The sequence below is a fragment of the Enterococcus sp. DIV1421a genome (assembly GCF_051711025.1).
Taxonomy (GTDB): domain Bacteria; phylum Bacillota; class Bacilli; order Lactobacillales; family Enterococcaceae; genus Enterococcus_B; species Enterococcus_B hirae.
The window spans coordinates 854,379-868,484 of the sequence record NZ_JBIOLU010000001.1 but is presented as its reverse complement, the minus strand read 5'-3'; the positions used below and the strand labels follow the sequence as shown (position 1 = coordinate 868,484).

9 protein-coding genes are annotated in these 14,106 nt (G+C 36.3%); all 9 read right to left on the bottom strand.

What is annotated here, in order from left to right; translation table 11 throughout:
* Positions 1 to 226 precede the first annotated feature (226 nt).
* Positions 227 to 2,944, bottom strand: coding sequence for a DUF5776 domain-containing protein (locus IGK21_RS04115; RefSeq protein WP_181918545.1), 2,718 nt, complete (start codon positions 2,942 to 2,944; stop codon positions 227 to 229).
* A gap of 12 nt (positions 2,945 to 2,956) precedes the next feature.
* Complete coding sequence (locus tag IGK21_RS04110) at positions 2,957 to 3,802, bottom strand: LicD family protein (RefSeq protein WP_010719733.1); 846 nt, start codon at positions 3,800 to 3,802, stop codon at positions 2,957 to 2,959.
* Positions 3,803 to 4,054: 252 nt separating this feature from the next.
* Positions 4,055 to 5,095 carry a glycosyltransferase family 2 protein gene (locus tag IGK21_RS04105; RefSeq protein WP_181914861.1) on the bottom strand — a complete coding sequence of 347 codons (1,041 nt, stop codon included), beginning with the start codon at positions 5,093 to 5,095 and terminating at the stop codon, positions 4,055 to 4,057.
* 17 nt (positions 5,096 to 5,112) lie between these two features.
* Positions 5,113 to 6,504 carry a sugar transferase gene (locus IGK21_RS04100; protein ID WP_010738174.1) on the bottom strand — a complete coding sequence of 464 codons (1,392 nt, stop codon included), beginning with the start codon at positions 6,502 to 6,504 and terminating at the stop codon, positions 5,113 to 5,115.
* Positions 6,505 to 6,709: 205 nt separating this feature from the next.
* Complete coding sequence (locus tag IGK21_RS04095) at positions 6,710 to 8,848, bottom strand: glycosyltransferase family 2 protein (RefSeq protein ID WP_181914860.1); 2,139 nt, start codon at positions 8,846 to 8,848, stop codon at positions 6,710 to 6,712.
* Between the two features lie 37 nt (positions 8,849 to 8,885).
* Positions 8,886 to 10,472, bottom strand: a complete 1,587-nt coding sequence (locus IGK21_RS04090) for a class I SAM-dependent methyltransferase (protein WP_010738176.1) — start codon at positions 10,470 to 10,472, stop codon at positions 8,886 to 8,888.
* Positions 10,462 to 11,682: an ABC transporter ATP-binding protein gene (locus IGK21_RS04085; RefSeq protein WP_010719738.1), complete on the bottom strand. Its 1,221-nt coding sequence runs from the start codon at positions 11,680 to 11,682 to the stop codon at positions 10,462 to 10,464. Before IGK21_RS04085 ends, IGK21_RS04090 begins: the two co-directional genes overlap by 11 nt.
* 11 nt (positions 11,683 to 11,693) lie before the next feature.
* Positions 11,694 to 12,500: an ABC transporter permease gene (locus IGK21_RS04080; RefSeq protein WP_010719739.1), complete on the bottom strand. Its 807-nt coding sequence runs from the start codon at positions 12,498 to 12,500 to the stop codon at positions 11,694 to 11,696.
* Positions 12,501 to 12,713: 213 nt separating this feature from the next.
* Positions 12,714 to 13,967: an EpaQ family protein gene (locus tag IGK21_RS04075; protein ID WP_181914859.1), complete on the bottom strand. Its 1,254-nt coding sequence runs from the start codon at positions 13,965 to 13,967 to the stop codon at positions 12,714 to 12,716.
* Between the last annotated feature and the right edge of the window lie 139 nt (positions 13,968 to 14,106).

Genomic DNA, 14,106 nt, shown 5'->3' with positions numbered 1-14,106 from the left:
AATTCCTTTCTTTTATGTGTATTTATACTAAATAGGTATTGAAAACTTGCCTATTATTTCACTATCCGTTCAATAAAAACCATATTTAACCTTTTACATTTTCTCACAACTGCCAATAACTTTCAATGTTTTCCACTGAGCCTCGGTGAAATATAAGTATTATACAAAAAAACAACACATCAAAAGAATGATAGAACATTCGATTGATGTGTTGTTTTATTTATTTTTAGTTTACTTTTTGAACATACATTTTATTTGCAGTCACATAACCATTAGCTGTTTTTAATCGTGGAAGTCCTGATGGGGTATATTCGATTGATTGGATCTCTACGATCGTTCCTTTGCTAATTGCTGCTCCTTTTTGCGTAAAACTGAGATCTTTATAGTAGTAATCATTCATCAACAGTTGAACTCTTTTAGGATTCGTCACAAAATAATTATCATTTGCATTCGCAGCAGCTGTAACATACCCTTTATTAGCTGTAACATATCCCTTATTGGTTTTTAATCGTGGGATTCCGCCAGCTGTATACTCGATACCTAAGACATCGATCACCGTACCTTTCGCAATTGCGGTACTTGGTTGTTTAAAGTCTATGTCAGAATAATAGCGATCATCCCTCAACATAACAATTTTTCTTGGATTTTCGATAAAGTAATTATCACTGTCACTCACTAATTGTGTTACATAACCTCTATTTGCTGTCAAATAGCCTTTTGCCGTTTTTAACCGTGGGATTCCACCACTTGTAAATACCACATTTTGCACTTCAATCAATTCATTTTTAGAGACTGCCTCCCCTTTTTGACTGAAATTGACATCATGATAATACGTATCATTTGTCTTCATGACCACATATCCTGGATTACTATAATAATAGTTTGAGATATTATCTGGCACTTCTTGCACATACTCTTTATTAGCCGTCAAATAGCCATCGGGCGTAAGCAATCGCGGTACTTGACCTTCACGATATACGACACCTGTAACAGAGACAAGCGACCCTTTCGTCACTGCTTTTCCTTTATGGAGAAAGTCTGTGTCTCGATAGTAAGTATCATTGGCTTTCATGACGATTCGAATAGGGTTTTTCGTATAGTAATTATCAATTGATGCTACAGTTGCGATCACGTAGTCTCTATTTGCTGTATAAAAGCCTTTATTTGTTTTTAATCGAGGTATCCCACTCTTTGTTTTTTCAATTCCCGTTACTTTGATGACCGTACCAGCTGAGACTGATTCTCCTGGTTTTGTAAACTCGACATCTTGGTAAAAACGATCATTTGTCTGAGCAATGACTTGTCCTGGATTTGTCATATAGTACATATCAGAGATATCACGATACTGTTCGACCAAATTTTTATTCGCAGTCAAATAGCCATTTTTTGTTTTTAATCGGAAAATACCAGAGTCCGTGTAAGCTAAGCTTTCTACTTCCACCACTGTACCTTTCGTGACTTTATTCAAACGCTGGGTAAAAGCTGTATCTGCATAAAAATAATCATCGGTCTTCAAACGGACTTTTTTAGGATTCGTTGTAAAATAAGAATCAATATTGCTTTGAGCCGCTACAACATATGATTTATTTGCTGTTAAATAACCGTGATCTGTAAATAAGCGTGGAATCCCACTAGCGGTTGTTTGAATACTTTTCACAGTAACTAAAGTATTTTCCTTAACAGTCATTCCAGGACTGGTAAAATTCACATCATTGTAAAAACAATCATCCTTCTTGACGATGACTCTTCCAGGATTTGTCGTATAATATTTATTTAGGTCAGGTCCGGTTCCTGTATTTGGTGTTCCAAAAAAAGAACTGTAAATCATCGACATGTCAAAAGGACGAGATTGATAATTTGCCAAACCTGGGAAAAACATTTGAGACGACCACTGCCAAGCACCATAATCATTGTTCCACTGCATCGATTGTGTTGGTGTATAAGGATATTGTGCGACCCATATACGTTCTTTATTAAAAGGAGCAGGATTGATGTACCCACTATCTAGCCAACCTCTACTAAGATATAGTGCAGCATTAGAATACCCAAGATTTTTTAGTTGTTGATTGAAAGCCAAAGCATTTTTTTGTGTATCACGTCCTTCGGAAATCAAGTTGGGATCTTCTGCATCATCAAACATGATCGTATTTTTGGGCAAACCTAATTTTGACGCTGCTTGTGCAAAATATTTTGCCTCTGCCTGAGCTGTTTGAACAGATGTATACACGCTGTAATGATAAGCAGACACACTAAGCCCCGCAGCTTTAGCATTGTTGATTTGGCTTTGCGCATACGGGTTAGTATATGATGTTCCTTCGGTGAGCTTGACGGTTACTCCCGTTACCCCGTAACTTTTGATTTTTTGATACTCAGCAACAGAGATTGTCCCATTCCAACTAGCGACATCAATGAAGTCTTTTCTTGGTAAATTGGGATTATCTGCATATACATTATCAGGATACATCATTCTCGACATAATCCCATACTGATTTCCAGACGGTTGCATGGCATAAGTACCTTTTTTATGATTTGTCCCTCTTTTCCCGAGTTCAGCATCTTCTCTTGGATCAACTTGATTGGCATCTGTCTGGTCCTGGGTAGAATCACTCGTAGAATTGGCGGTCTCGGAACCCGAAGTGCTGGTACTTTCTTGAGTGGGGATTGTCGAGCTGCTGGTCATACTGGATTCTGTCGAAGAAGTCTCAGCCGTAGATGTTTCCGTAGTTGTCGAACTATCCGATTGTTTTGTATCGTTAGTTGTGGTAAGTGTTGCTGAATCAGACGAGTCGTTCATTTGCTTTTCTTCAGTTCCCACTTCATTCATAGCCTTCTGTTCTTGACTAGATTGAGAAGTTTTAGCTATATTTTCAATTGCATAAGTATTGGAAATAGAGCTATTTAATAATAATGTACATAAAAGTACACCAGAAAAAATCCGTTTCATCTCTTTTCTCCTTCATACTGTATCGTTTACTTTGTAAGCTTTTTTAGTATCAACAAGAACAGCTTCATGATGAGGCTGTTGTTCTTCTTCAGGGGGCAATTGCATGTAGTCACCAAAGACCTGTTTCAAATAGCGGTCATACCCAACAGGAATTGGCATTTTTGTCTCTTCAAAGGGAACAACAATCGCTGATTTAAAATCTTCCAAATGGTAAATATTTCCCATATATTTAGGTCCGACACATAATTCTGTGACATAAGGTGTCGATCCGAATGAGTACTTACTCATTTGTTTTTCTGCAAAACGCCAAATCTTATAGCGGATTTTGGGCGAAGAGAACGTACTTAAAAGCACCTTGCTACCTGTTGCCATCATTCCCCCATGTTTTTCGGGCACAACCTGAGAACAAAACAATGCATAAACGAGCGCCCACATTTTTTGGATTTTCCGTTGCGCACTTTTTTCAGGCGCACCGTCCAAAGGAAAAATATCAATCGGTATACCATGAGGAATAGCCATTCCTTCTTGATACGTTTTGACAAATGTGGTATTTGCATCTCGAATGGTCATAAATGAATTATGATCATTGTAATTCTCAGAAGCAACCAATAGCGGATAGCGTTCAACATCAGCATATTTTGGCCATAGTTCTTTTATTTTTTCATAATCTTGTCTAGGCATAAAAAAATCCAAGTCATCATCCCAAGGAATAAAACCTTGATGACGGATAGAGCCAATACAGCCACCGCCACAAAAATAACAAAGTAGGTCGTGTTTATTACAAAAATCGACAAAATATTGAGCGATTTCTAACACTACCTGCTGGACATTTCTTAATTCAGGATCATTACTATACATACTTACAGCTCCCTCTATTTTTATTTTATCATAACTATTTTTTTATCCGAAATAGAATCTGTCTAAATTTGCAAAAAAAGAGTGTGGGTCAAAAGGAAAACCTAAAGACCCAAACTCGAATAAATAGTGTGTTAGAAGAAACTGTTATCCTAACACTTTTATAAATGTGAGAATAAAGCCATGACAGCTGTCACTGCTTTTTTATTTCGATTGAAAAGCAAATGATATCACCCTGCTATTCCGGTCGCTTATTTAATACACTCGTTTTAGTGTTGCCATCAATCCTGGCATCTTTATTTCAACAAAACTTCCGATGCGTACAGCAGTTAAAAAGAATGAACAAGGCAGGTTATACAATTGCTTCGTTACTTTTTTTACTGTAGAGTCGGTGCAAGCAATTTTTTTCGCCTCAACAATAGTTGGATCCGTTAATATTTGCTTTGCTTCAGCTTTTTTTTCTTTTGCTGTCCGTGTCGAAGTGCCATAGATAGAAAAGATGACCGACGTCGTTCCTTTTAAATGGAGAGCTGCCATTCCTGGCTTATCGACTTCATTCGTCACTTCATTTGCTAATTGGTAGAACTCTTTGAAGGTACTAAATTTATTGGGACGGTACTGATTCGTGATTCCTTTGCCACCTTCAAATTCATAGATATAAGAAATTTTCGGGTTCATCAGGACATTTTGACAATATTTATAATAATGCAAATTAAAAATACGGTCTTCACAGCTATTGTATCCTTTAAAAAGAAGCTGATTCTGTTTTAAAATATCCCTTCGATAACATTTATTCCAAACTACATACATCAACTGATCGTTCATTAATCGATACATGTCTTTTATAAAACTATCATGACTTTGATAATGATGCTCCGTCACTAAATTTTCTTTTTCTGAAATAATCTGTTCTCCGTCCATCGTTCGAAAGATAAACGAACTAACGATCAAATCGGTGTCTGGATGTTTAGCTAAAAGCTTGTCATAATCAGATAAAACTTCTTTTTTCGGCGTATCATCCGCATCAAAAAATAAGATGTAAGTTCCTTGGACTTGCATAATCCCTTCATTTCTTGCTAAACCAGGCCCTTGATTAGCCGTTGTGATCAGTCGAAATTTAGGGTCGTTCTCAATAAGTCTCGTAATGATTGCTTCCGTTTGATCTGTCGAACCATCATTGATTAACAAAACTTCATAATCAGTAAAATCAAATTCTTTTAAAGATGCGATCGTACGAGCAATCGTGCTTTCAGCATTATAAATGGGTATGACGATACTAAATTTTGGGTTACTCATTTTTCACTACCTCTCAACTAGCGAAAGATTTTCTCTTTTGGAAAAGCAATCTCTGCCAATGAATGAACATTCTCATCTTCTTCCAAGCCTTGAGAAGACATCTTATCAAAAAGAATTTTAATGGTTTGTAATAATATTTTTAAATCGAGCAATAAAGAATATTTCTTGATGTAAAGTAAATCAAACCGTAATTTACTGTTGTAATCTGATACGTATTTCCCATAAACTTGCGCATAACCCGTTATCCCAGCACGTACATTGTGTCTCAAATAGTAATAAGGATTTTCCGCATTGAATTGATCAACAAAGAAAGGACGTTCTGGTCGAGGACCAACGATCGACATGTCTCCCTTTAATACATTAAAGATTTGTGGTAATTCATCAAAACGAACTGCTCGGATAAATTTACCCACTGGAGTGACACGAGCATCGTTGCTCTTAGCCAAAACAGGTCCTGATTTGGCTTCTGCAGTCGCAGTCATCGAGCGAAATTTATAGATTGAAAATTCTTTTTGATTTTTAGTGATCCGAATTTGTTTATAAATAACCGGACCCGGTGAAGTAACTTTTACTAAAATAGCAGTTAATAACATGAAAGGTGAGGCTATGATCAGTAAAATCAACGAAACGATAATATCAAACAACCGCTTGAATAATTCATATTCTGGTGGAATCCTGAAGCCTGAAGCTTCAATAATACTTTCATCTTCAAAGTTCATGATGTTTGGATTGATCATCGTTAAGTTTTCAAATGTCGTATTGAGAAATAATTTCTTCTCATTTTTTGTCACTAGTTGATAGATTTTTACTTTTTCTGCTTCTTCAATATGTGAAGCCAGATAGACGATATCCATTTGATCAATCATTTTTTTCACATTTTCATAGTAGTGATCGATGACAACCGCTTCTACTTTATGCTTATTATTTTTTTTAGAACTGAAATTTTGTATGGCCGGTGCCACATCTTTTTCTGATCCAACGATCACGACTTTCTTATCACGACTGACTTTCAAGTACAACTTATAGATTAATATTCTGTAAAGACTCAATAAAATGGTCGCTAGCACAAATGACAGTAAAATTACGCCTCGTGGGAAAGCAAACCAGCGTCCAGCAAAGGTGACGACCATGATCCCCAATGTCATTAAGACTTGACCAATAACCGTGACAAACACGATATCGCTGACCGTTCGATTATAAAAAACATATACGCCCAATAAGATATTCAAGGCAATAAATATAACAGAAATAAAGATTGCTGAATGTTGAAAAGTTTCAAAATTCCGCATGGGTATTTCCCCATGAAATTTCAGTAAGAAACTGCTATATATGGCTACATTGTACATCAAAACATCCATTAAAATAATGAATATTCGTCTTGCAGCACTCCATTCCCCATTTTTATTCATATATACACTCCTAATCACAAAATAATGCACCTATTATCTTACCATAGCAGGGTTTAAAAGCCTAGTGAATAAACAAATTGTAACAGAATTACAAAAAACTACTGCTCTACAATTATAACGCTTGCTTTTAATATCTCATTTTACGAAAAAAAACTACCATGCTTTCTTAACTGATTGCATGATAGTTTCTATTTTCATTTCTTAATTAATCTGGTCTTAATGAAAAATCTCCAATTCCTTCTTTTGTCAGATTATCGTTATAAAAAGGATCATGGTTGATATATCCTGGCCATTTCACTTGCATTTTCTTTATCTCACCTGCAAAACGTTTTTGCTTCTCAGGCGTATCTTCATAGCCTCTTGATTTTGATTCAAAATGATAAAGTTCAACTTGATGGGCATAAACATTATATCGACCTAGCTCATAAATTTTCAGGCATAAATCCACATCATTGAAAGCGACTGCTAATGTTTCATCAAAGCCATGGACCGCATGAAAATCACTGGCTTTGACCATCATACAGGCAGCTGTTACCGCTAAGTAATTGACATCGATGACTAACCGACCAAAGTAACCACAGTGTGTTTGGTCATAGTTGTTCAACGCATGACCAGCAACGCCACCAATACCAACTAACACACCAGCATGTTGTGTCGTATCATCTGGGTAGTAAAGTTTGGCACCGACACAGCCAATTCGATCAAATTGCGCATAGGCAACCATATTGGTCATCCACTCAGGCTCAATAACTTCCGTATCATTGTTTAAGAACAATAAATATTTGCCACTTGCTTTTTCTGCCGCTAGATTGTTGATCCTAGAATAATTGAAAGGTATATCGATCAATTCCACTATAAAACGTTCGTTTAGTCGTTGCTGGTATTCCTTAAATAGTTCCTGCATCTTAGGATCGGTACTACCGTTATCAGCAACAATGATCTCATAGTTGGAATAGGTTGTTTTGTCAATAATTGAGTCGATACATAGTTTTAAGTCATCATATCCGTTTTTAGTGGGAATAATGACACTAACTAAGTCTTCTTGCAGCACTTCATAATTGACCTCGTAGAAACCAGAGATTCGTCCAGGACGAACTTTTCCTTTAATTCCTCTACGATCGAGTGCATCAGTCAATGCCTTGACTCCAGAATCATAAATATAGCTCTTCGCTTCACCATTGCTGGCAGTAGATCCTGGAATCGTGCGCCAGTGATACAGTACTTTATCAATGTGATAAATGTGATCAGCTGGGATCTGCTCAGTGATTCGTAGTACCAAGTCATAATCTTGAGAACCTTCATATCCTTTTCTAAATCCACCGATTTCTTTAACTAAGCTGGTACGATAAACCCCTAAATGTGAAATATAATTATTGCCCATTAAAGTATCTGGTGACCAATCCGCTTTAAAATGAGGATCAAAACGCTGACCTTCTGCGTCGATTTTATCTTCATCGCTATAAATGACATCAAGTTCAGGACGCTGATTCAAGACGCTTGCGACTTCAAACAACGCATAAGGCGGTAGTTCATCATCATTATCTAACAACGCTATGAACTCTCCTGTTGCCATTTCCAAAGCAGAATTGGTCGCTAGACTGATATGCCCATTTTTTTCTCTAAAAACGACTTTGATTCGTTGATCTTTAGCTTGATACTTTTCTAAACATTTTCTGATTTTAGGATCAGTTGATGCATCATCACTGATACATAGTTCCCAGTGATCATACGTTTGTTTTAAAACAGAATCAATACATTTTTCCAGCCATTTGATTTCGACATTGTAGACTGGCATAAGTACTGAGATTAATGGACGATATTCAAATCCTTTAGCATCTTGACGTTGCTTTTGGAGATCAAAGTGTTCATGACGTTTGATCCATTCGGTATAATTCACAGAAGCTGGTTTCATTTCAAACTTGACACGTCGGATCGCTTTTTTCACTCCGTGTGTCCGTGCATAATTGAATCCTTTTTGAAGCAATCTTTTTTTCTTTTCCCAGTTTGTTTCAAGGCCATCGTCATACGGATAACGACCATTCAATTTCACCGCGATCCCATTTTGATGGGATTTTGTTTGGAAATCTAAAATCGCTTTACCTTTCATTCTTCCAGATAATCGGATGTTGAAACCACTTGGTGTTTTCACATCCAGATTGTATAAATGATTGATATCCAAACGAACAACATTGGTGACTTCGGCAGATACTTTGTCCTTATCGACTTTAATGATCGGAATTTCTTTCGTCACCTCATCGACCGCCCAGCCAACAATCAATAAATCCCCAGTTGCTCTTTCACGAGTAATTCGGTCTATAAATACAGCAATCTCTTTTTTTTGCACGAGCTTTTGTTCTCCTTTATTAAAAATAAGTTCGTTCTTATATCTCGATAAACCAGGATTCGCCATTTTCAGCAACAGCTTCAATTAAAAAAGATTTTTCTCGTTCACATCTTATTTGCAATTCAAATCCAGCTTTTGTTCCCGCTGGCAATTGTTCCGCCTCATTTACTTCTGGCCGTTCAAACTGCAAGGCTTGAAAAAATGGTGCTTGGTTCACAGATAACTTATAGGATAACGGCTGACGTTGTGCGTTAGAAATTCCCCAACCATTGATTGTCAAAATTTTCGTTTCTGGGTCCCAATGCTTGCTATCCACGCATAGAGAAATCGCCTTTGCTTGAATTTTCTTTGCTGTTTCTTTCGATCGAAGCTTGCGGTTTCTTGGTTTAATTGCGAATTCTTCCTCAGTTATCAGTTTACAATAACGGTCAGTCGTCATCTGTAATTCGTTAGCTAATTTTTCATTTGTCAATCGCACTTGTTCATTTTCTTTTTTCAGCGAAGTGATTTGTGCCATTAGACGTTGCTCGATCTGCGCTAAAGGTTTGACTGCCTCAAGTAGTTCTTTCATGGTTTGTGTCAATTCCCCGATAAACCGATAATGACAATGGATCGTCAATTCTTGACCTGCGACATCAAATAGAGTAAATTGTGGCGTTACTTCACCATCAAATAAATAGCAATCATTTTGTGTTTTGATTACTGCATTAGATTGGATGAAATCAATTTTGTTCCCCGCCAACTCCCCGCTAAATTCGATAAAACTTGGTTGATCAGCAAATTTAAAAATGACCGATTCGACATCCCCGGCAATTGGAAAAGTCAATGTTTGGTTTTCTCCCGTATAATTGTTGAAAGGATATTTTTGGGAGACTTCTTTGTTTGCAGTCTTTTGGATCACTTCCACCATTCGAACATAATTCGAATTTTGTGGTTGTGAGATGTGACTATTCTCAGTGTGTTTTTTCAAAGAAAAGAAGTATTGATAAACTTCTCCGAAAGGTCGCATTTTGAACTCATAGCGAACTGCTTCGGGTAATTCTTCATAAGTTGAATTTAATTCTGTGTCTCCGACAGCTAAGTAAAGGTAATCCTCAATATTAATAGATAAACCAGCTTTTTCAAACACTTTTTTAAAGCCTTCGTGTGTGTAAAAAGAATTATGTGTTTCATCTAATAAGCCATAAGAAGCCCATGGCAACTCATTGTTGAATAAATGGATCAGCACAGAATTATGGACTAAATTCGGAAATGTGATTAAAATTTCTCCATCTTCATTGAGAAATTCTCTCACTTTTTTTAATGTTTCAGCTGGGTTCACTAAATGTTCTAAAACATCGGCAAAAAGGATATAATCAAAGGTTTGCCCTGCATAATAGTTTGCCCACTCAAAACTTTCAATATCTCCATAAAAACCATCTTGTGAAAATTCACTGACAAAATCGAATAATTCTTTATCTAATTCGACGATACTTACTTGACAATTTTTGGCTCCGATTAAATGTTTGGTCAATCGGCCGTTTCCCGGTCCAAATTCCAAGACTTTGCTGCCTGGTTTAATTTGGGCAGCAATTTTCCCTACACTACTTTGTTCATCTAAGTCCATTTCAAAATCATACTTCATCGGCTAGATAACCTTCTTCCCATTTATGGTCTAAGACCACGATTCCTTCCCCAATATATGAACCATTAACAAATAAGTTCATATATTTTGTTTTGTAAACTAAAGGTACGGTGGCATTTTCTTCAAAAATTGCCACATCAAAATAATATTCACCAGCTAGCAGGCCTAGTTTTTCATATTCTAAATAGAAAACATTTTTGCCTTTTTTCCAAGGGATTTTGATGCCATCCAACAGTGTATTTAAACCACAAACGTAAAAATTATCGACGGTCCGTAAGGCAATCCCTAAAACAGGATTCTTGATCGAATCATCTTTTACTTCATAGGTTACTTTGACATACAGTGTTTCGCCTTGATCAAGCACGTCAACAGGATTTTTTTCTTTATCCAATAATTCCGCACTCAGTACATCAACGATGTCAGGCGCTGCAAAACGTTCCATTTGATTTTTATTTCGATCAACTGTTTTGACTGATTTTTTCTTTAAAAAGTTTTCATAGTTCGTTGTGACATCCATAGTATCCCCATATTCAACCACTTCACCATTTTTTAGCCAATAGGATCGATCACAAAAACGGCGGATCGAACTGATGTCATGGGAAACGAATAAGATCGTTTTACCTGAGTTCTTGATTTCAGTAAATTTCTCCATACATTTCAACTGGAATTCAAGGTCCCCTACAGCTAGAGCCTCATCGACAATCAAGATATCTGGATTGACATTGATAGCTACCGCAAAGGCTAAACGAACAAACATCCCACTGGAATATGTTTTTACTGGTTGGTAAATATGTTCGCCGATATCAGCAAATTCAATGATGTCTCCGACCATTCCATCGATTTCTTCACGAGAAAAACCTAACACCATGCCATTCAAATAAATATTGTCATAGCCAGAATATTCGGGGTTGAACCCAGAACCTAGTTCTAATAGTGCAGATATTTTCCCTTCAATCTCCATTGTTCCAGATGTGGGCGTCAAAACGCCAGTAATGATTTTGAGCATGGTGGATTTTCCTGAACCATTTTCTCCGACAAAACCGATCATTTCCCCTTTTTTAATTTCCACATTGATATTTTTCAACGCATAAAAAACGTCATGATAAGATTTTTTAAAGGGATTCAATGCTTCACGAAAACGGTCAGATGGTTTTGCGTACATATTATAAGATTTTGTAATGTTTTTTAATTTAATCGCATATTCAGTCATATTCATACTCCTTACAGCACATCTGAAAAATGTGGTTTCAATCTACGGAACACAGCAGATCCAATAACGAAGATAGCTAGCGTAAATACCCAGAAATAGAGAGTATACATTCCGTGTTCCCAGAACCAAGCTTGTCCTAAGAAAGACTCACGATATCCTTGTACAACATAATAAAGTGGGTTTAGTTTTAAGATTTGAACGATCACTGGATTGAACTGACTTGGACTCCAAAGGATCGGCAATGTCCACATAACCAACTGTAGGACAATCGTGATCAATTGCATGATGTCTGGTAGAAATGGTTGAATTGATGCTGTCAACCATGTTAAGCCGGTTAAAAAAGCACACATACAGAATAAATAATAAATCAGTTGGAGCGTCATCCAAGTTGGATAGATTCCATGTCCAATAACCACCACTAAACCAACGAAAATAAAGAAAAGATGTGCATATAGATTCGATAAAATTTTCGTAGTTGGTAAAATGCGGATATTAAATACAACTTTTTTTACTAAATAAGTGTATTCTCTGAAAACTAACGTCGTTGATGTAAACGCGTCAGAAAAAAAGAACCATGGGATCATTCCCGTAATCAAATAAACAATAAAAGGATATTTTCCATCTGTCATCGCTGCCTTTAATCCAAAACCAAAGACCAACCAATAAATCAATACGGTAAAGACAGGATTAATGAATGCCCATAAAATTCCCAAAAAAGAGCCCGCATAGCGAGACTTAAAGTCATTCACTGAAAACTGAAGCAAGAGCTTTCTATTCTGGTAGATATCCTTCATAAATAAAAACAGATCTTTAAACATTTGTGTTCCTCCAAGCAAATTCTGTTAATTACAGTCATGTGCCATTTTACCACACTTTTACTCACGGACTGTGATATTCTTAGTTTCTTAATTTTCTATTAAGCAACTTTACGCTAACATTTTTATTTTACATAAGAAATAATTTAATTGCAATGAAGCAAAAAGCTAGCTGACCCAAGAATAACTTGTTTCAACTAGCTCTTATCTAAATATTTAATGTCGGCGTGCCACTCTTGATAGAGAGCCGTCTGTCGTTTCCCTCGTTTGTCGATTCGCTATTTTCCGCTTGTTTGCAACGTTTTTTAAATTATCATAGCGATGACTTGCCATTCCCAATAACAGATAGATGATAGGTACCCACGGAAAAGAAGTTAAAGTATCTTCCATAAAGGATTGGATCATCACTGCAAAGAATGCCCATAAAAAGGTTACTTGTCCATTCGATAAATCTGCTTTTAAGGTCAATCGACCTACATAGATTAAGACTAGTACTCCTGCGATGATGACACCCAGCAATCCATATAGATTTAAAAATGAATTATAACTATTGTGATTTCCTAAAAATTGATTTCCACGTTGAAAAATGAACGGTTTCATTCCAACCCAGACTTGTTCGCTTTTTTCTGAAATAGTCTCATAGAATTTCAACCAAATTTCTTCACGACCAGTAAAGAGATTTAGATGCTCGGAATGAGCTGCTAAGTAAGAAACTGGCAACGCAAAAATCGTGACAATCATGTAGGCTAAAAATGGCGCTCGTATTATTTTGAACAATTGTTTTGGCCAAATATCCAGTAAAACAAATACGATCATCGCAACTAAAGCACCTTTTGATTGACAGACCCAGATACCAATAATCCCAGCAATCACACTCGGAAATCCAACGAATACCCGAACATACCAGCGCTCAAATGAACTGGCAAACCCACTGATCAGTAAGGAGAGGGTCATTAAAGTACTACCAATCGTATTCGTGTTGATCCAAATATCGGAAACTTTATTATCAGGCAACCAAATACTTTCACCATCAGGAATTTTTATTTCAGTAAAAATGCGGTATAACGTAATGCCAAGAAAGACATAACATACTAAAATAAAAATCGAACGATCTAACTTATCAAACTGAATCCATTTAACCGTCAAACAAAAGACTATGATTAGCGGGATCAAAAGATCTACATTCATAGAACTTGCTCTTACTTCACGGAAATGATCAAACAGAAAATAAATAAGCATTGCCGCTGCTAAAAAAATAAAGTCAGCTCTTCGTCCTTTATATACGTTTAAAATAAATAAAATGACAATGCCAAACGTAACAAATTGCGCACTGTTGTCATATAAAAAAAGCGCTTGAGCATTGCCTAGGCCTGCTGTCCATACAAAATAAATAGCAGAAAGAAATAGAATCAGTAATCCAACACTCATTTTATTTATTAATTTTCCAATAACCGTCTGAATAATCTCCATCCTCCTTTCATACTGTTTTATTATACTGTTTTTTAAAAACAAACGGCAATGCTATTTTTAGATTAATTGATAAAAAACTCACTTTTAGTGCTTCATCCAGTCTTTTTAAAAGAAAAAACATGGAACCTAAAAATAGGTA

Coding starts and splice junctions, on each gene's coding strand:
- IGK21_RS04075 (WP_181914859.1), bottom strand. CDS start 13,967: ATGGAGATTATTCAGACGGTTATTGGAAAATTAATAAATAAAATGAGT.
- IGK21_RS04110 (WP_010719733.1), bottom strand. CDS start 3,802: ATGTATAGTAATGATCCTGAATTAAGAAATGTCCAGCAGGTAGTGTTA.
- IGK21_RS04085 (WP_010719738.1), bottom strand. CDS start 11,682: ATGACTGAATATGCGATTAAATTAAAAAACATTACAAAATCTTATAAT.
- IGK21_RS04090 (WP_010738176.1), bottom strand. CDS start 10,472: ATGAAGTATGATTTTGAAATGGACTTAGATGAACAAAGTAGTGTAGGG.
- IGK21_RS04080 (WP_010719739.1), bottom strand. CDS start 12,500: ATGTTTAAAGATCTGTTTTTATTTATGAAGGATATCTACCAGAATAGA.
- IGK21_RS04115 (WP_181918545.1), bottom strand. CDS start 2,944: ATGAAACGGATTTTTTCTGGTGTACTTTTATGTACATTATTATTAAAT.
- IGK21_RS04105 (WP_181914861.1), bottom strand. CDS start 5,095: ATGAGTAACCCAAAATTTAGTATCGTCATACCCATTTATAATGCTGAA.
- IGK21_RS04100 (WP_010738174.1), bottom strand. CDS start 6,504: ATGAATAAAAATGGGGAATGGAGTGCTGCAAGACGAATATTCATTATT.